This is a genomic window from Sphingobium sp. LMC3-1-1.1 (assembly GCF_040676285.1).
Classification (GTDB): Bacteria; Pseudomonadota; Alphaproteobacteria; order Sphingomonadales; family Sphingomonadaceae; genus Sphingobium.
This window is the reverse complement of record NZ_JBEGHQ010000023.1, coordinates 122768-141071: the sequence shown is the minus strand read 5'-3', so window position 1 is coordinate 141071 and position 18304 is coordinate 122768. Positions and strand designations below refer to the sequence as shown.

The 18304-nt window shown below is 63.7% G+C and carries 11 protein-coding genes; 7 read left to right on the top strand and 4 right to left on the bottom strand.

Annotated elements, in window-relative coordinates; translation table 11 throughout:
- The first annotated feature begins 154 nt into the window (after positions 1–154).
- The 3 genes from MRBLMC3_RS14025 (at position 155) to MRBLMC3_RS14015 (ending at position 4478) form a co-directional block, all read left to right on the top strand.
- Positions 155–1147: a glycoside hydrolase family 43 protein gene (locus tag MRBLMC3_RS14025; RefSeq protein WP_363829742.1), complete on the top strand. Its 993-nt coding sequence runs from the start codon at positions 155–157 to the stop codon at positions 1145–1147.
- 146 nt (positions 1148–1293) lie between these two features.
- The gene (locus MRBLMC3_RS14020; protein WP_363830441.1) at positions 1294–2907 is read left to right on the top strand and encodes a glycoside hydrolase family 43 protein; all 1614 of its coding nucleotides are present in this window, start codon (positions 1294–1296) and stop codon (positions 2905–2907) included.
- Between the two features lie 11 nt (positions 2908–2918).
- A complete protein-coding gene (locus MRBLMC3_RS14015) occupies positions 2919–4478 on the top strand; it encodes a glycoside hydrolase 43 family protein (protein ID WP_363829739.1) in 1560 nt (519 codons plus the stop codon).
- Positions 4479–4518: 40 nt separating this feature from the next.
- Here the strand turns inward: MRBLMC3_RS14015 and MRBLMC3_RS14010 are convergent, their stop codons facing one another.
- From MRBLMC3_RS14010 to MRBLMC3_RS13995, 4 genes are all read right to left on the bottom strand, one after another.
- Entirely contained in the window at positions 4519–6486 is a 1968-nt protein-coding gene (locus tag MRBLMC3_RS14010) for a sialate O-acetylesterase (RefSeq protein WP_363829737.1), read from the bottom strand.
- A gap of 110 nt (positions 6487–6596) precedes the next feature.
- Positions 6597–7667 (bottom strand): alpha/beta hydrolase, encoded by a 1071-nt coding sequence (locus MRBLMC3_RS14005; protein ID WP_363829735.1) that lies wholly within the window; start codon positions 7665–7667, stop codon positions 6597–6599.
- Positions 7668–7704: 37 nt separating this feature from the next.
- Positions 7705–8679, bottom strand: coding sequence for a cupin-like domain-containing protein (locus MRBLMC3_RS14000; protein ID WP_414714649.1), 975 nt, complete (start codon positions 8677–8679; stop codon positions 7705–7707).
- 44 nt (positions 8680–8723) lie between these two features.
- A complete protein-coding gene (locus MRBLMC3_RS13995; protein ID WP_363829731.1) occupies positions 8724–9434 on the bottom strand; it encodes a SapC family protein in 711 nt (236 codons plus the stop codon).
- Positions 9435–9702: 268 nt separating this feature from the next.
- On the opposite strand from MRBLMC3_RS13995, the gene MRBLMC3_RS13990 reads away from it, so the two are divergent.
- The 4 genes from MRBLMC3_RS13990 to MRBLMC3_RS13975 all read left to right on the top strand — a co-directional run bounded on the left by MRBLMC3_RS13990 (position 9703) and on the right by MRBLMC3_RS13975 (position 18269).
- Positions 9703–12594: a TonB-dependent receptor gene (locus MRBLMC3_RS13990; protein ID WP_363829728.1), complete on the top strand. Its 2892-nt coding sequence runs from the start codon at positions 9703–9705 to the stop codon at positions 12592–12594.
- A gap of 63 nt (positions 12595–12657) precedes the next feature.
- Positions 12658–14202, top strand: a complete 1545-nt coding sequence (locus MRBLMC3_RS13985; RefSeq protein WP_363830438.1) for a tryptophan halogenase family protein — start codon at positions 12658–12660, stop codon at positions 14200–14202.
- A gap of 111 nt (positions 14203–14313) precedes the next feature.
- The gene (locus tag MRBLMC3_RS13980; protein WP_363829726.1) at positions 14314–15546 is read left to right on the top strand and encodes a glycoside hydrolase family 43 protein; all 1233 of its coding nucleotides are present in this window, start codon (positions 14314–14316) and stop codon (positions 15544–15546) included.
- 98 nt (positions 15547–15644) lie between these two features.
- Complete coding sequence (locus MRBLMC3_RS13975) at positions 15645–18269, top strand: glycoside hydrolase family 3 C-terminal domain-containing protein (protein WP_363829724.1); 2625 nt, start codon at positions 15645–15647, stop codon at positions 18267–18269.
- Positions 18270–18304: the final 35 nt, after the last annotated feature.

Here is an 18304-nt window from a genome sequence, read left to right as displayed (position 1 = left end):
AGAGGCAGGTGCAGGCACGGTTGGCGTCGTCGCTGGGTAGCGCGGCCGCGCTGCCGGGTGGCGAAGCCGCGCAACGCCATTGCAAGCACGCGTCATGGCCTGGTGCGCGGGCGCCATATCATTTCAAACTCATCATCATAAGGACTTTCCTCCCATGCGCCGATCGCTGTTCCCCTTCCTTGCCCTTGCCGCCATGGCCGCGCCCGCTTTGTCGCAGGACGCGGCGCCCGGGAGCAATCCCATCATCCGCGACAAGTTCACCGCCGATCCCGCGCCCATGGTCGATGGCGAACGCCTCTACCTCTATGTCGGCCATGACGAGGCACAGCGGGACGAGATGTTCAACATGAAGGAATGGCTGGTCTATTCCACCACCGACATGCGCCACTGGACCGACCATGGGCCGATCATGAAGGTGTCCGACTTCAAATGGGCGAAGAAGGATGCCTGGGCGGCGCAGGCGATCAGGAAGAACGGCCGGTACTGGTTCTACGCCGCTGTCGAGCATGATCAGACCCATCCGGGCAAGGCGATCGCCGTCGCGGTATCGGACAAACCGACGGGCCCGTTCGTCGACGCCAAGGGTTCGGCGCTCATCACCAACCAGATGACGCCCAAGGGCACGCATAGTTGGGAAGACATCGATCCTACAGTCTTCACGGACGATGATGGCACGACCTGGATCGCCTGGGGCAATCGTCAGGCCTATATCGCAAAGTTGAAGTCCAACATGATCGAGTTGGACGGGTCGATCCGCGAAATCACGCCGCCCCATTTCGAGGAAGGCCCCTGGCTGCACAAGCGCGGCAAATTCTATTATCTGACCTATGCTTCCCTCGACCGGGCGACGCACCGGGACGAGCGCATCTCCTATGCGACGGCAACGTCCCTTGACGGTCCATGGACCTATCGCGGCGAACTCACCGGATCGGGCAAGTACAGCTTCACCATCCATCCGGGGATCGCGCAATATAAGGGCGACTGGTATATTTTCCTGCACAACGCCTCGCTCGCGATCGGGGATCTCAACGGCGCCATCGGTCGCCGGGCCGTCACCGTGGAGCGGCTGGAATATAATCCCGACGGCACCCTGAAGCCGGTGGTGCAGACGGAGGCCGGCATCACGGCACCCCGCGCGCAGAACTGAGCATCCCGCTCGACACATGGTGATGGTAGCGTTATCAATACAGGACGCCGCGGGATGGTCGGCACTTCGAGGAGAGATTGATCGTGACGCACCGGACCCTGCGCCTTCTGCCCCTTTCCTCCGCGCTGCTGTACGTTGCGCTGGCCATGCCGGGCGCCGCCGCCGCCGCGCCCGCCCGCTTCGATCGCTTTGCCTATGAGGGAACATCGATCGAGAAGATCGCGGTCAAGCCCGGTGAGTATCGCAACCCGATCCTGACCGGCTATTATCCCGACCCATCGGTCATGCGGGTGGGCGACAACTATTATCTCGTCAACTCCTCCTTCGCCCATTATCCCGGCCTGCCGATCTTCAGGTCGAAAGATCTCGTCAACTGGACGCAAATCGGCAACGCCATCGATCGGCCGGAACAGCTCGACTTCAACGGCCGCCGCATTTCGCAGGCGGTATTCGCACCAGCCATAAGCTGGCACGACGGCACCTTCTACATCGTCAACACTTGCGTCGAATGCAGGGGCAATTTCATCATCACGGCGAAAGACCCCGCGGGCCCATGGTCCAACCCCATATGGCTGCCGTTCGAGGGAATAGACCCGTCCCTCTACTGGGAAGGGGACAAGGCCTGGATCGTCAACAACCGCGCCCCCGACGAGTCGCCTCGCTATGATGGCCATCGCGCCATCTGGATCCAGGAATATGACTGGCGCGCGGGCAAGATGGTGGGGGAAAGCACGCAGCTCATCAATGGCGGCGTCGACATCAGCCGGAAGCCGGTCTGGATCGAAGGGCCGCACATCTTCAGGAAGGACGGCTATTATTATCTGACCGCAGCCGAAGGCGGCACCAGCGTCAACCATTCGCAGGTCGTGTTCCGATCCAAGGAGCTGCGCGGCCCCTACACCGCCTATGAGGGCAATCCGATCCTCACCCAGCGCGATCTAGCCCCCGACCGCCCGGACATGATCGCGGCGGCCGGCCATGCGCAGCTGGTCGAAACGCAAAAGGGCGACTGGTGGGCGACCTTCCTTGCCGTGCGCCCCTATGATGCCGCCGATCACTATAATATCGGGCGCGAAACCTTCCTGCTGCCGGTGACATGGAAGGACGGCTGGCCGACCATCCTGCCCCGCGGTCAGGCTATCCCACATGCAGGGAAAATCCCCGACCTGCCGCCGCAGCCCAGACCGGCAATCCCGCCGAGCGGCGACTTCTCCTATGTCGAGGAATTCGACGGCGCGCATCTCCCCATGCAGTGGATCGGCATCCGCACCCCGCACGCACCCTTCTACCGGCTGAGCGGCGGCGCGCTGGAACTGGAGAGCGGGTCGCCGATCGGCGACCTCAACGGCGTCCCCGCTTTCATCGGGCGACGGCAGCAGCATGCCAATGCCACCTTTTCCACCACCCTGCGCTACACGCCGGTCAAGGACAGCGATCGCGCCGGGCTCGCCGCCGTGCAGAGCGATCGCAGCAACCTTTTCTTCGGCCTGACCCGCCTGGCCGGGAAGCCGGTCGTTGCACTCTACACCCGCGATGCGGCCGACGCAGACACGCTGGTCGCCGCCGCGCCAGTCTCCACGAGCAGCCCCCTGACACTCACGATCCGCATCACGGGCGGAACGATGGCGTTCGACTATGGCGTCGGCGGCAAGACCCGGACGCTGAAGCAGGGGGTCGACGCCACGCTGCTCAGCACGAAGAAGGCCGGTGGCTTCGTCGGAACGATCGTCGGCCCCTATCACTACACGCCCGCCTCATGAGGAAGCGCACCATGCTCCGCCCCGTTGCCGTCGCATTGGCCGCCAGCCTCGCCGCCGCCGCGCCCGCGCAGGTGTGGCGCGCCGACCAGGGCGACGGCACCTATCGCAATCCCGTCCTCTTCGCCGACTATCCCGATCCCGACATCATCCGCGTCGGCGAGGATTTCTATTTCGTCTCGACGACCTTCGCCAATTCCCCGGGCGTCACGATCCTGCATTCGAAGGATCTGGTGAACTGGCGCATCGTCAGCCATGTCGTCGACCGGCTCGACGGCGACCCGCGCTATGACCTGAAGGATGGCGGGGACTATCGCCACGGTTTCTACGCCGCCAGCCTGCGTCGCCACAATGACATGTTCTACGTCGCGGTGACGCCCGTCGGGCACCGGACGCGCATCTATCGCTCGGCGTCCATCACCGGCCCCTGGACTTACAGGGAACTGGACCGCGAGGCCTTCGACCCTGCGCTGTTCATCGATGCGGACGGAACCGCCTATCTCGGCACCTCGATCGGCACTGACGGCACGGTGACGTTGCTGACCCTCAACAAGGACTTGAGCGCCGTCACCGCCGCGAAGGTCACCTATTACAACAAGGGCGCGGAAGGATCGAAGATCATCCGCCATAATGGCTGGTACTATCTGTTCAATGCCATTCCCGGCAAGCTGGCGATGACCGTCTCACGATCCCGCAGCCTCTGGGGACCATGGGAGACAAAGCGCTCCATCGACGACAGGACAGGCGGCCATCAGGGCGCGATCGTCGATATGCCTGACGGCAGCTGGTACGGCTTCGTCATGGTGGACGCGGGCGCGATCGGCCGCATGACCAACATCAGCCCGATCTTCTGGAAGGATGACTGGCCCTGGTGGGGCACCCCCGACCGGCCCGACCAGGTGCCCGAACGATCGCCCAAGCCGATCAAGGGCCGGGGCTTCGCCGAACCAGCCTCTTCGGACGATTTCTCGTCACGCGTGCTTGGCCTGCAATGGCAGTGGAACCATAATCCCGACGACCGCAAATGGTCGCTGACGGCGCGTCCTGGCTATCTGCGCCTTCACGCCACGCAGGCCGACGGCATCTGGACCGCGCGCAACACGCTGACTGAGAAGGCGCAGGGGCCAAGGATGCGCGCCGTGGCGAAGATCGACACCGCCGGCATGCGGCCGGGCGATGTTTGCGGCCTTGGCAGCTTCGGCAAATATAGCGCCCAGCTTTCGGTTGTCGGCGGCGCCAGGGGCAGGCGGTCGCTTCGCATGATGCTGACCGAGAGCATGAAGGACGGGCCCAGGACGGAGGTGCGCGTCCCCGCCCTGTCCATCCCCGGCCGCACGCTCTGGCTGCGCATCGACATGGATTTCGACAGCAGCCGGGGGCGCGTCGCCTACAGCCTCGATAACCGGAAATGGGCAGAGGCGGGCGGAGCCTTCCCGCTCGCCTTCGACTGGCGCACCGGCACGTTCCAGGGGCAGCAGATCGCGCTTTCCTGCTACAATCCCGCGCCGGCGGGCGGTTATCTCGACATTGACAGCTTCACCCTCATGCCGCTTCCGCAGGGTGCGCGGCCATGAGCTCCATCCGCCGCGCTGTAGCGCTGATCCTCTCCGCCCGTCACCGCGTGAAGGGCAATTCGAACGATCCGACCGGCAGCGGCGCTTCATCATAGAGGTTGACGACCGGCGATTCCGCCCAAGCATAGCGCACACGCGTCGCCGGCAGGCCATCGCCCGCCAGCATGACGCGTGCCCCCTCGACCCGGCCGGGTACGAACCGGCAGCTTCCCGCCTGCGTACCGCATAGTTCGAAGCCGATTGCCTGGCTCGCGCTGCGCAAGCGCAGCATTCCGGTCAGCCCGGTGAATTCGACCGCCGCGCCGCCGTCAGCGGTGGCCGTCACCCGCGCCGCCTGCGGCCCGATGCGCGACACCGGCTCGCCATAGGCGACGGCCCGCATCGCGCGGGCCAGGCGGCGACCGACCTCCTGCTTCTCGCCCGGATGGATATCGAACGGGTCGCCCAGATCGATGGCGGTGGCGAGGCCGCCATGCGCATCCCGCGCCATCGCCTGATATTGCACCTGCCGCATCGCCGCCCATCCGCTTTCGCCCGGCTGGGTCACCGGCCGGCCGTAAGCGGCAAGCTGGACAGCGACGAAGGCAAGGTCCGGCGCGCCAAACTGCCGCCGCCAATCCTCCATCATCGCTTTCATGCGGTCGGCATAGCCCGGCAGGTCGACATCCGATTCGCCCTGGTACCACGCGACGCCCTTCAGCCCGATGGAACCCAGCGGCGCGATCATGCCGTTATAAAGCGTGCCGGAGCCGGTCGTATCGCCCCATGGAACGCGCGGGGCGCCCGCAGGCGAAATCGCCGGCACCGCATAGCGCCAACCCTGGCCCAGCGGCAGTTCCACGCCCTGCCCAAGCCCCAGTTTCATGACCTCCGCCGGGCCCGACAGCCCGCCATTGGCGTAATTGTCCTGCACATTGACGATCAGCACATTGCGCCCCGGCTTCAACATGCCGGGCGGCACGTCGAACATGCTGGGCTGCCAGCTTCGCGCGCTCATCGCCACTGGCTTGCCATTGATCCACACGCGCCCGACATCGTCCAGCAGACCCAGGGACAGCGTGGCCGCCTGCCTCGCCTGCGTCGCCGTCAGATCGATTTCACGGCGGAACCAGATCATGCCATTATAATCCGCCAGCATGGGAACACCCCATTCTTCCCAGGGGCCTATGCGAGGCACGTCCTGCCACGCAAGGCTGCTGTCCGGCTGCCAGGGTTCCTTGCCGGGGGTGTCGCCGGTTTCCTTGCGCCACCATTTTTCCCATTCGGCGCTCGCCGCCCGTTCTGCCGCGAAGGGGTCCCGCCCATGCAGCGACACGAGCGCAGATTGCGCCGCCTGGCCAATGGCCGCCTGCGCCCGCGCGCCCATCCACGGGCTGATCCGCGATCCGCCCCAGCTGCTGGCGATGGCGCCGACCGGCACCCCTGCCGACGCCCCTGTCATCTTCCGCAATTCCCGCGCCATATAATAGCAGGCCGCCGAAAAATCAGCGACGCTGTCGGGCCCGGCCGGGCGCCAGGACGGCGCCTGCGGGAAGTCGCGCAATGGCACGTCCGCGACCGCGCGCGGCACCAGCATCAACCGCAACTGGGCGTCGGCAGAAGCGCGAATCTGGCCAACCGCATCCTGCGCGTTGCGGACCTCCAGCTCCATGTTCGACTGGCCTGAACAGAGGAAGACATCGCCCACCATCACGTCCTGCGCGACGATGCTGCCCGAAGCGGCGCGCGCCTCCAGCACCACCGGGCCAGCGGTGGCGAGGGAACCGAAGGACGCCGCGAAACGCCCTTCCCTGTCGGCGCGGACCTGACGAACCTGATCCGATAGCGTGACCGCGATGGTTTCGCCGGGATCGGATCGGCCCGTAACCGTCACCGGATGGTCACGCTGGATCACCGCATGATCGCCAAACATCGGATCGAAGCGCGGCGCTGCCAATGCCGGAACCGCACCCAGCGCTGCCACTATGGCAGTCAGGCCGGAATAGCGGATGATGTGGCGGGAAAACATGGGCCGTTGCTCCTCCCTCTGGCATGGCCCTGTGCCGGGCCGTTGCGCGCCGGGATAATCCACTTTCCTCCGGCGGCAACCGTTTTTGTTATCGCTACCCAAAGCCTGTTCTATTTCGTCGCTCCGAAATCAAGATGGGTGGAGAAGAAGGGGAGCACATCGTCCTGAAAGCGCTGCGTGATCCTGTTGCCATGGTCGCCGTCATAGATCTGGAAGCTGTTGGCAATGCCGTAGCGGTCGAGCGCTTCATGCAGCGTCTGCGTATCATCCTTCAGGCTATCCTTGTCCCCCACGTCGATGGCGATGGCCCGGTAGCGGTGCAGATTGCCGACATATTGGTCGACAAAGGCAAGCGGCGCGTTGGCCGCCCAGCGAGCCAGGACCTGCGGCTGCATCTGGCCGTCCTTGATCGGCAGGTCCAGATAGAGTGGCGGATTTTTGGGGTTGGGAGACCAGGCGGCAGCAGCCGCGAGTTGCGCCCGGAGGAAGAAAGGCAGGCCAGCCGAATCGGCGGGGGCCTTCAGCGCCTCCAGCGTCTTCATCGCTGCCGCGTCCATCTGCCCGGCGGGGCGCGCCGACATGCAACAGGGGCTCATGATGTAAAGGGCGCCGAACATGTCCGCATGCTTCATGCCGATGCGGCTGGCGCCATAGCCGCCCATGCTGTGCCCCATCAGGCCGCGACTTTCCCGCCGGGCGATCGTGCGATAATGGGCGTCGATATAGCGGATCAGGTCACGCGCGATGAAGGTTTCGAAGTCGCCCGTGGTCACCGAAGATGAATACATCGACCCGTTATGCGCAGTCTTCGAATCGGGAAAAACGACGATCATCTCCCTGGCGCCCTTCGCAAAGGCATTTTGCGCAGTCGTCGGGACATTGAGATCCTTCGTCCATTGTTCAGCGCTCAGGGTATAACCATGCAGCGCATAGATAACGGGATAGCGCCTGGCCGGTTCGCGGCCATAGCTGGGCGGCAACAGGACCAGGACATCGCGATCGGCGGCGTCTCCTTCCAGATTGCCCTGGATGGTCGGCGCATGCACCTTGATGCGCTCGATGGTCGCGGCTTTCGCGCCTGCTGCGGCCGCGGGTCCGTCCGTCGCCGGCTGCGCCTTGCCGGGCGCGACGCCCATCGCCAGTGCCGATCCGATCAACGCCGCCATGATCCTGTTCTTCATATCGTCCCCTCTTCTTCCTTTGATTTGTCGTTCCGGCTTAGCCGCCGCGCAGCAGGCGCATGACCAATGTTCGGATGCGGCCGTAATTGCCCTGCGCCAGCGGACCCAGGACGCCATGCCGTTCATCCGGCAGATGCGCCAGCGGATGCCCGTTCGGGCGAAAGACATAATGGTCGAAATAGGCCCGCCACGCGGCGCGTTCAGGCGCGGGCCGCTCGGCAATTGCGATCATCGCGAGCAGCATCGCCGTATAGGGCGCGTCAGGCCCTGCCGCGAACCCATCCCACCAATAATTGGCGAGGATGTTGACGTTATCCATGGCCTCGACCTGATGCCACCAGAGCTTGGGCAGGTAGAGAGCGTCCCCCGGAAGGAGGTCGACCACCAGCGCCCTTGCCTGCGCGGCAGCGAAACGGGGATAGGTCGTCGCCGCATCGGCTTTGCCCGCCGCCATGGAAACGGGCTGACCGGACAGCGTATGATCCACCGGCCCGACATAAAGATCACCGATCGCATCCGGCGGATAGAGGGTGAAGCGCCGTCGCCCCGCCACCACGCAGGCGAGATTGTCATAACCGTCATAATGACAGGCAATCGTCGATCGATTGCCGATCCACAGGCGCGGATGGACCCCTGCACTCACCAGTCCGCAGGGATTTTCCTCCGCGAAACCGGGAAAATAGGCATCCGCCGGCAGCGACCCCAGATAGGCGGTTTCCGCGCCGCTCTCCGCATTGGCTGCGATCCGGCCCAGCGCGTCGCCGACGCTGGCCGTTTCCCGCCTGAAATTATAGCCGCCCGGCCCCGTGCCATAATGATAACGTCCACTCAGCTCGGCGCCGGCAGTGAAATATTCCGCGCTCAGTCCGGCCGCGAAACGGGCGATGTGCGACAGTGCCGACGCTGCGCTTTGCCTGCCTGCCGCCACCGCCGGCCAGTCGCTGAACCCCTGCCGGATCACTGCGGGCCGGCACAGTGCGGCGAGCGAGCGCAGGTCATCCGCGGTCGCCATGTCCGCTGCCGCAAGCTCCACCATTGGCCCGGAGCCGCCCATGGTCAGGCCGGCACCGCCAGCCGTTCATTGCGCCGGCGCGCCATCAGCGCGATATGCCGGAGCGAGCCGGTCATTGCATAAGCGCTTTGCATATGGCCAGAGCGGAACAGCCTGAGCACCGTCGCGTCGTCCAGATCGCCGAGCGCGTCGAGGCTGATGGTATAGAGGCCGTCGAGTCGCAGCCGATCCCCGTCGTCGAAGCTGAGCGAGATGTCGATCGGCTCTATCAGCCGATGCTCCAGCATGGCCGCGATGAAGGCATCGGTCGCCTCGGCCCCCGCCATAAGGCGCCCCAGCGCGTTCTGAACAGCCTTGAGCGATGCCGTCGGCGCGCCCTGCGCGTCGAACAGCGATTCGCCGTCCCACTCGCCAAAACGGCTGTGCGCCGCGTCGAAGGCGATACTCTCCCCCATCGCGAAGAAGCCTGCGCGATCCGCCTCCAGCGGCCGGAACGCCGGGCGCCCGTCCGGCGAATCGATCAGGCATTCTCCCTTCCTGAAACCCATGAGCGCGCCGACATAGAATGCGCCGGTATCCGCATGCTTGGAAAAAAGCAGCGGACAGGCAATGGCGGCGGCCGGAAATTCGCTGATCACGATACGGACGAAGGGATCAACCTCCCTATATGCCGGTCGCATCCGCAAGGCCGCGTGACGCGCGCTGTTCAGCAGTTCCACCTTCTCCATATCCTCACCCTCCCGATTCGCCGCCATTCGACTTGCCTTCCCGGCCAGCTTCAGGCGCATGCGGAGACTGCATCCTGGCGTATAATGATTACACCTACAATTCCGCTTGATCACGCTTTTAGATAGCGCTAACATTTTCCCACAGAAAAAAGAAGAGAAGGGTGAGGATGATCAAAACCGCTTAAAAAGAGCGGCGCAAATCACCCCGATCAAGAAAACATGATCGCCGCAGCAATAGTGCAGCGGCGTTCGGGCGAGATATTGTCTGAACAAGGGGAGGATCATGACGCATAGAATGAACAAAGCACAGTCGGGGCGTGGCCGGGCCGCGCTTGCTGCCACGGCAAGCCTGCTGGTTCTCGCCATCGCGACGCCGGTCCATGCGCAGGAGACGGCGAAGGATGCTGCTGCCCCTTCGGCGAGCGATGCGGACATCATAGTCACGGGCATTCGCGGGTCGCTGCAGCGCAATCTTGATATCAAACGCGAATCATCCGGCGTCGTCGATGTCATTTCTGCCGAAGATATCGGAAAATTCCCGGACTCGAACGTTGCGGCTTCATTACAGAGACTGCCCGGCGTGTCGATCCAGCGCAATGGATCGCGCGGTGAACCGCAGGGAATAACGGTACGCGGCTTTGGTGGCGACTTCAATGAAACGCTAGTGGATGGACGACGTCTTTCCACTGCATCAGGCGGTCGTTCGGTGGACTTCACCACCGTTGGCGCCGACTTTGTCGGACAGCTCGCGGTCTACAAGACGCCGGAAGTTTCGTTGTCGAGCAGTTCAATCGGCGCGACGCTGAACATTTCCTACCCCAAGCCGTTCGACAAGCCCGGCACCCATGTGGCGCTGAGCGCCGCCGGATCGATCCAGGATGATGCCGGAAAGATCGTCCCCACCGTGGGCGGCCTGTTCAGCACGACCTTCGCCGACGACACGATGGGCATATTGGTGGACGCCATCTACACCCGTCGCGACACGCAGACGAACCGCGTCTATGTGTCGGGCTGGCAGGGTGGCCGCTATGCGCCGTGCCAGATCGCGGGCAGCACCGCGGCGGCATGTTCGCCCACCTCCGATCCCACCTCCGCGGCCTGGGCAACGCCGACCAACAGGCAGAATGTGGTCGGCTGGTACCAGCAGCAATATGGCGCGGACCAGCGTTATACCAAGGATGAGCGCCTCGACGGCCGGATCGCCTTCCAATGGCAGCCGTCCGAGGATGTCGTGCTGACGATCGACGACAATTATTCGCGCCAGAAGGTGGTGACCGACATTGCCGGTTTCGGCATCTGGTTCAACCAGGGCGATCTGCGCAATGTCGAACTGGACAGTAACGGCACCACGGTCAACTTCCTCCAGGCAGGCTCGCCCACGGACTTTACCGCCGGGACCGACAAGAACATCCTGGAAACCAACCAGGTCGGCGGCAACATTAAATGGGAAGCGACCGAGAATCTGACGATCGATGCCGACGCCAGCTATTCCAAGAGCCGGCTCAACCCGGATGGGCAGGTCAGCAGCGAGAATGGCGATATCGGCTATGGCGGCCTGCTCGGCACCTCGCTGGGCGTGCGGGTGACCGGCAACAGCAGCAATTCCTTCCCGGAACTGACGACCTACGGCCCGGCGGGGGATCAGGCACGCTGGACCGACCAGTCGATCATCGGTTCGCATGTGACCGTCCGCCAGGCGCAGAAGAACAGCGACACCATCAAGCAGTTCCGGCTGGGCGCGACCTGGAAGCAGGACGACCTGACCATCAAGCTGGGCGGTCGCTATATGGAGGATCGGTTCACCCTCCAGAACAGCAACACTTTCGCCAATAATTTCTGGCAGGCCTATGCCGGTTACGGCACGCCTTCCGGCCGCACCAGCGGCGTGCCGATCCCGGCGAGCCTGATCCAGGGCACGATCAGCACGAAAGGCTGGATCCCGGGCTTCTCCGGCTCGCTTCCGCCGGTCCTGCTCAATTATGATGCGCGCGCTTACCAGCAATATCTGGAAGGGCTCTGGACCGGGCCGAACACCCCCGGATATAATAGCGGCTGTTGCACGGGCTTTAACGGTACATTTGATCTCGCCCTCGACCCGGGCAGCGTCCAGGATATCAAGGAAAAGAGCTGGTCTGCCTGGATCAGCGTAAACTTCAATACCGAAGTGGCCGGCATGCCCTTCCACTTCAACGCGGGCGCACGCGAGGAGATCACCAGCCTGGTATCGTCCGGCATCGGCCGCTTGCCGGTATCGATCACGGGCAGCGCGGCGGACCCCACGCTGCTGACCGTCGCCTTCTCTCCGAACCAGGCGGTTACGGAGCGCAATAAATATTCCTACTTCCTGCCCGCCCTGGACATGAAGCTGGAACTGACGAACAATCTGCACCTGCGGTTTGATGCGTCGCGCACCATGACCCGGCCCCGTCTCGATTATCTCGGGCCGGTCCTGAACGTCGGCGCCGGCCAGCGCGTGGGCGCACTGGGCGCGACGGGCAATAATCCCTTCCTCAAGCCCTATCTGGCCGATAATTTCGACCTTGGGATGGAATGGTATTACCAGCGCAACTCCTACGCGGCGGTCAACCTGTTCCTGAAGAATGTGTCGAACTTCATCGTCGCGGGCACCCAGCGCCAGACCATCAACAATGTCATCGATCCAACGACCGGCCAGCCGGCGATATTCACCGTGTCGCAGCGCGTGAATGGACCCAATGCGACGGTCAAGGGCATCGAACTGGCATGGCAGCATGTGTTCGGCGACAGCGGCTTTGGTTTCAACGCCAACGCCACCTTCGTGGAGACCAACAAGCCCTACGATCGGACCGACCTGTCGCAGAGCGGCTTTGCCGTGACGGGCCTCGCTAATTCTGCAAACCTCGTCGCCTTTTACGACAAGAATGGCTTCGAATTCCGGACCGCGGTGAACTGGCGCGACAAATATCTGCTCCAATTCGGCCAGGCGCAGAACAATTCGGCCTTCGGTGCGGAACCGACCTTCGTCAATTCCGCGCTTCAGATCGATCTCAGCACCAATATCCGGTTGACCGACCAGTTCAGCATCTTTGGCGAAGCGCTGAACATCACGAACGAAACCTACAGCACTCATGGCCGCTTCAGCAATCAATTGCTTGACGTCTATGGCTATGGCCGGCGGTTCACCGCGGGCGTTCGCTATCGCTTCTGAACTATCTCGCCCTGGAGGGGGTGTCGGTTGACATCCCCTCCCTTTTTTACGGGTAATTTCGATATGGTCCATCCGGTCCGCAACATCGTGATCGTCGGCGGCGGCACCGCCGGCTGGTTGACGGCAGGCGTGATCGCTGCCCGCCATCGCAGCCGCATCGGCCGCGGATTCAGCGTCACGCTGGTGGAATCCCCCAATGTCCCCATCATCGGCGTGGGCGAAGGGACATGGCCGACACTGCGCACGACCCTGTCGCGCATGGGGATTTCCGAAACCGACCTGTTCCGCGAATGCGATGCCGCATTCAAGCAGGGCGCGCGCTTCGCCCGCTGGACGACGGGAACGCCAGACGACGGCTATTACCACCCCCTGATGCTGCCCCAGAATTTCGGGCAGGTGAACCTTGCGCCCCATTGGCTGGCGAGCGAGGGGGACGAAAGTTTCTGCGACAGCGTCTGTTCGCAGGGCCGCATCTGCGACGACGGCCTGGCGCCCAAGACGATCGCCACCGCCGAATATGATGCGCTGGCCAACTATGCCTATCATCTGGACGCCGGCAAGTTCGCCCCCTTCCTGCAACGCCATTGCTGCGAGAAGCTGGGCGTGCGTCATGTCCTGGCCGATGTGGAGCAGGTGCTGATGAAGGAGGACGGCGACATTCGCGCCATCCGCACCGCCCAGGCCGGCGAGATCGAGGGCGACCTGTTCGTCGACTGCACCGGATTCAAGGCGCTGCTGATCGAAGGCGCGATGAAGGTGCCGTTCAGGGACTGCGGGGACGTGCTGTTCTGCGATACCGCGCTTGCGATGCAGGTGCCCTATGAACGACCCGACAGTGCCATGGCGTCGCACACCATTTCGACGGCGCAGAGCGCGGGATGGATCTGGGACATCGGCCTGCCGACGCGGCGCGGCGTCGGCCATGTCTATTCCAGCAGCCATATTTCGGAGGATGAGGCGGAACGGGAACTGCGTGCCTATATCGGTCCGCTTGCCGACGGGCTGACCGCGCGGAAGATCGCGATCCGATCCGGCCATCGCGAAACCTTCTGGAAGGGCAATTGCGTCGCCGTCGGGCTGGCGGCCGGTTTCCTCGAACCGCTGGAAGCATCTGCCATCGTCCTGATCGAATTGTCGGCCAAGATCATCGCCGAACAGATGCCCGCCTGCCGCGAGGTGATGGACATCGTCGCTGCCCGCTTCAATGCGACGACCCATTATCGCTGGGGCAGGATCATTGATTTCCTGAAGTTGCATTATGTGTTGACCAAGCGAACCGACAGCGAATTCTGGCGCGACAATGTCCGTGATGACAGCATTCCCGATCGGCTGAAGGAGTTGATGCTGCTATGGCGCTATCAGTCGCCCTGGTTCCTTGACGAGTTCGACCGGGTTGAGGAAATATTCCCCGCGGCGAGTTATCAATATGTGCTCTACGGCATGGGCTTCCGCACGGAAGTGGAGCAGCCTGCACTGGCGCGCGACGTTCATCTCGCAGAACGCGCGCGGCGCGAAAACGCGGCCATGACGGCGAAGCTGCTCGCCGGCCTGCCGCGGCATCGCGACCTGATCGACAAGATCATGAGCCATGGGTTGCAGCCCGTCTGACCTGCAGGTCTGGCGATCGAAGATCGTCGAGGGTGCCGGATAATTTGTCAGAGAAGATTGCGTTCACAAAATGGTAGCGCTATCGTGAAAGTTATAACAGAGAGGATCAGCATGCCCAAGATGTTGCGCGCCGCAGAGCGATTTCCAGCCAATCGGGCCTGGTCGCAGGTCAGGACATTTGCGCAGGCCGCGAATCGGGAGCGGCAATCTGGTTCAGGAAGATCGAAACCTGCCCTGGAAGTGCTGCCGCTCGCCGTCCTCTTGCTCACCGCCGGGTGCCAGCAGTCGCAGCCGGCGAACGAAGCCCAGCCAAAGACTGAGGCGAAGCGCGACGCGTCCGAATATCTGTCCCAGCCTCTCGTCAAGGACATCTACACCGCCGATCCATCTGCCCATGTGTGGAACGGGAAGATCTATGTCTATCCCAGCCACGACATTGACGGGCCGACGCCGGAGGATGACCTGGGCAGCCATTTCGAGATGCGCGACTATCGCATCCTGTCGATGGACAAGATCGGCGGCCCCGTGAGCGTCGGTCCCGTGGCGCTGGACGTCAAGGACGTGCCCTGGGCCGACAAGCAGATGTGGGCGCCGGACGCGGCGTACAGGAACGGCACCTATTATCTCTACTTCCCGGCCAAGGACAAGGCGGGCGCCTTCCGCATCGGCGTCGCCACTGCCAAGAACCCGATGGGCCCGTTCAAGGCGCAGCCGCAGCCGATCAAGGGCAGCTATTCGATCGATCCCGCCGTCTTCACGGACGATGACGGTTCGAGCTACATCTATTTCGGCGGCATCTGGGGCGGGCAGCTTCAGCGCAATGTCGGCGGCACATATGATCCGGACGGTTCGAAGACCGACCTGGGCCAGGACGACAAGCCCGCGCTGGCGCCGCGCGTCGCGAAGCTGACCGGCGACATGCTGGAATTCAGCGAAGCGCCCCGCGCGATCCAGATCCTGGACGACAGGGGCAAGCCGCTGCTGGGCGGCGACCATGACCGCCGCTTCTTCGAGGCGTCGTGGATGCACAAATATAAGGGCAAATATTATTTCAGCTATTCGACCGGCGACACCCATTATCTGGTCTATGCCGTCGGCGATTCCCCCTATGGCCCCTTCACCTACAAGGGCCGTATCCTGGACCCGGTGGAAGGCTGGACCACCCACCATTCCATCGTCGAATGGAACGGGAAATGGTGGCTGTTCTACGCCGACAGCCAGTTGTCGGGCCAGACCCGCCTGCGCAACGTGAAGGTGACCGAACTGCATTATAACCCCGACGGCATGATCCGGACGATCAATCCCTTCGTCGCCAAGGGCGCGAAGGGGGGCGCCGCCCAATGAGCGCGCCGGGCGCGGGGGAAGTGCCATCCCCCGCGCCCACCTGTTTGACTGAAAGCGACGGGCGATGCCGAAAACGGCGCGCTCATGGGGAAATGATCATGAAGACCGCACTCGCCCTTCGCGCGGCCAGCGCCTTATTGTGCCTTGCCACATCCCCCATGGCCCATGCCCAGGCCAGCGACATTTGGGCGGAGGCCGACAGCAAGGCGCAGGCGATTGTCGACAAGCTGACGCTGGACGAGAAGGTCGCGCAGCTTCTGAACGTCGCGCCTGCCATTCCGCGGCTCGGCATACCCACCTATAACTGGTGGACCGAATCCCTGCACGGGGCGATCGGTGCGGTGCCCACGACCAATTTCCCGGAGCCGATCGGCCTCGCCGCTACCTTCGACGCGCCGCTGATCCATCAGGTCGCCTCCACCATCGGGACAGAGGTCCGCGCGCTGCACACTTTAGGGCGGCAGACCGGACATCTCGGACGGATCGGCACCGGCCTCGACAGCTGGTCGCCCAACATCAACATCTTCCGCGATCCGCGCTGGGGTCGGGGTCAGGAAACCTATGGCGAAGATCCCTATCTGACAGCGCGGATCGGCGTCGCCTTTATCCAGGGCATGCAGGGGGACAATCCGGACCTGCCGCTCGTGGTCGCGACGCCCAAGCATTTCGCGGTCCATAGCGGCCCGGAACCCAGCCGCCACACCGACAATATCTTCGCCACGCCGCACGATCTGGAGGATACATATCTGCCCGCCTTCCGCGCCGCCATTGTCGAGGGCAAGGCCGGGTCAATCATGTGCGCGTACAACCGCGTCGACGGGCAACCGGCCTGCGGCAGCCATATGCTGCTTCAAGATTATCTGCGCGGCGCCTGGGGCTTCAACGGCTATGTCGTGTCCGACTGCGACGCCGTGGTCGATATTTACGAGCATCACAAATATGCGCCCGACGCCGCCACCGGCGTCGCCGTTGCCCTGCGATACGGGGTCGACAGCGAATGCAACAACGCGACGCTGGGCGGGCGCACCGACCTGGGCGATCGATACAAGGAATCACTGGCGCGGGGCCATATCGGCATGGCCGACATCGATACCGCCCTCGTCCGGCTCTTTTCCGCGCGATACCGCAATGGCGACCTGCCGGGCCTGTCGTCCCGCCAGCCCGACGCGACCCCGCCGAGCGCCATCGGCACGCCCGATCACCAGGCGCTGGCGCTGCGCGCGGCGGAAAAGAGCATCGTGCTGCTCAAGAATGACGGCGTCTTGCCGTTCAAGCCCGGCACGAAGATCGCGCTGGCCGGACCTTTGGCGGATGCGACCCGCGTGCTGCGCGGCAATTATTCCTCCGCCCGCAGCGCGCCGCCCATTTCCGTTGCCGAAGGCCTGAAGCAGGTCATGGGCGGGGATGCCGTGACCGTGATCCCCTTCAGCCCGTCCATCACCGACGGCGACCTCGTTCCGAGCACCGCGCTGCTGACGCCGGATGGCAAGCCCGGCATCAAGGCCGAATATTTCAACGCCACAGGCAAGGACCAGTTTGCAACCCGTCCGGTGCTGACGCGGACCGAGACCAGCATCGTGTCGCGGGCGAGCGAGTTCAGGCAGGTATCGGAAAAGCATCGGGTCCGCTGGAGCGGCTATCTGGTTGCGCCCGAAACCGGCCTTTATCGGTTGGCCCTGACCGGCGTGAAGGGCGACGTCTCGCTGAACGGCAGAGCCGTCGTCTCGGCCGGCGAATATTCGCGCTGGGCAGAACCGCTCAAGCTGGTCGACGTGCGGATGACCAGGGGCGAGCGCTACGCCATCCACCTGCAGGGAGAGAGCGCCGTCGCCGCCAGCCCGGCCATCTTCTGGAAGCGTGTCACTGACGATGTTGACCGTGACCTGACCAACGGCGCGAAGGATGCGGACGTCGTGGTCGCGGTGGTTGGTCTGACCTCCGACCTGGAGGGCGAGGAAATGCCCATCAAGGTCGATGGTTTCGACGGTGGCGACAAGACGACGCTGGACCTGCCCGCCGACCAGCGCGCTTTTCTGGAAAAGGCCAAGGCGCTTGGCAAGCCGCTGGTCATCGTCGCCATGAACGGCAGCGCCATCGACCTGTCCTGGGCGAAGGACAATGCCGCCGCCATCGTCGAGGCCTGGTATCCGGGCCAGTCTGGCGGGCTGGCGATCGGCAATGTCCTGTCGGGCAGGGTTGATCCGGGCGGCCGGCTGCCCGTCACCTTCTACAGAAGCGTGAATGACCTTCCACCCTTTGGCGACTATGGGATGGAGGGACGCACTTATCGCTATTTCAGGGGGAAGCCCGTCTATCCCTTCGGCCACGGCCTCAGCTACACCAGCTTCCGCTACGCGCCGCTGGCGGTCGAACCGGTGAACGGTTCGGTCGAGAATGGACTGCATGTGCGCACCGCCATTACGAACACGGGCGCGCGGGCCGGCGACGACGTGGCGCAGCTCTACATCACGCCGCCCCGCTTCGAGGGCGCGCCGCGCCTTGCCCTGCGGGGCTTCCAGCGCGTGACGCTGAAGCCCGGCGAGACCAGGAATGTCGAATTCACCTTGAGCCCCCGGGATCTCAGCTTCGTCACCATCGCGGGCGAGCGCGGGCTGATACCGGGCGACTATGGCCTGAGCGTCGGCAGCGGCCAGCCGGACGAGGGCGTGCAGGGCCAACAGGCCCGCTACACCATCACCAAAATGATCCCCCTGCCCAAATAGGTTTCACCCATTCCGCCGCCAATTTCCCAAGAGGA

Bases quoted from the DNA above. Each gene is read 5' to 3' on its own strand.
- MRBLMC3_RS14005 (WP_363829735.1), bottom strand. From the start codon at position 7,667: ATGAAGAACAGGATCATGGCGGCGTTGATCGGATCGGCACTGGCGATG.
- MRBLMC3_RS13980 (WP_363829726.1), top strand. From the start codon at position 14,314: ATGCCCAAGATGTTGCGCGCCGCAGAGCGATTTCCAGCCAATCGGGCC.
- MRBLMC3_RS13995 (WP_363829731.1), bottom strand. From the start codon at position 9,434: ATGGCGGCGAATCGGGAGGGTGAGGATATGGAGAAGGTGGAACTGCTG.
- MRBLMC3_RS13990 (WP_363829728.1), top strand. From the start codon at position 9,703: ATGAACAAAGCACAGTCGGGGCGTGGCCGGGCCGCGCTTGCTGCCACG.
- MRBLMC3_RS14000 (WP_414714649.1), bottom strand. From the start codon at position 8,679: ATGGCGACCGCGGATGACCTGCGCTCGCTCGCCGCACTGTGCCGGCCC.
- MRBLMC3_RS14010 (WP_363829737.1), bottom strand. From the start codon at position 6,486: ATGTTTTCCCGCCACATCATCCGCTATTCCGGCCTGACTGCCATAGTG.
- MRBLMC3_RS13985 (WP_363830438.1), top strand. From the start codon at position 12,658: ATGGTCCATCCGGTCCGCAACATCGTGATCGTCGGCGGCGGCACCGCC.
- MRBLMC3_RS14015 (WP_363829739.1), top strand. From the start codon at position 2,919: ATGCTCCGCCCCGTTGCCGTCGCATTGGCCGCCAGCCTCGCCGCCGCC.
- MRBLMC3_RS13975 (WP_363829724.1), top strand. From the start codon at position 15,645: ATGAAGACCGCACTCGCCCTTCGCGCGGCCAGCGCCTTATTGTGCCTT.
- MRBLMC3_RS14020 (WP_363830441.1), top strand. From the start codon at position 1,294: ATGCCGGGCGCCGCCGCCGCCGCGCCCGCCCGCTTCGATCGCTTTGCC.
- MRBLMC3_RS14025 (WP_363829742.1), top strand. From the start codon at position 155: ATGCGCCGATCGCTGTTCCCCTTCCTTGCCCTTGCCGCCATGGCCGCG.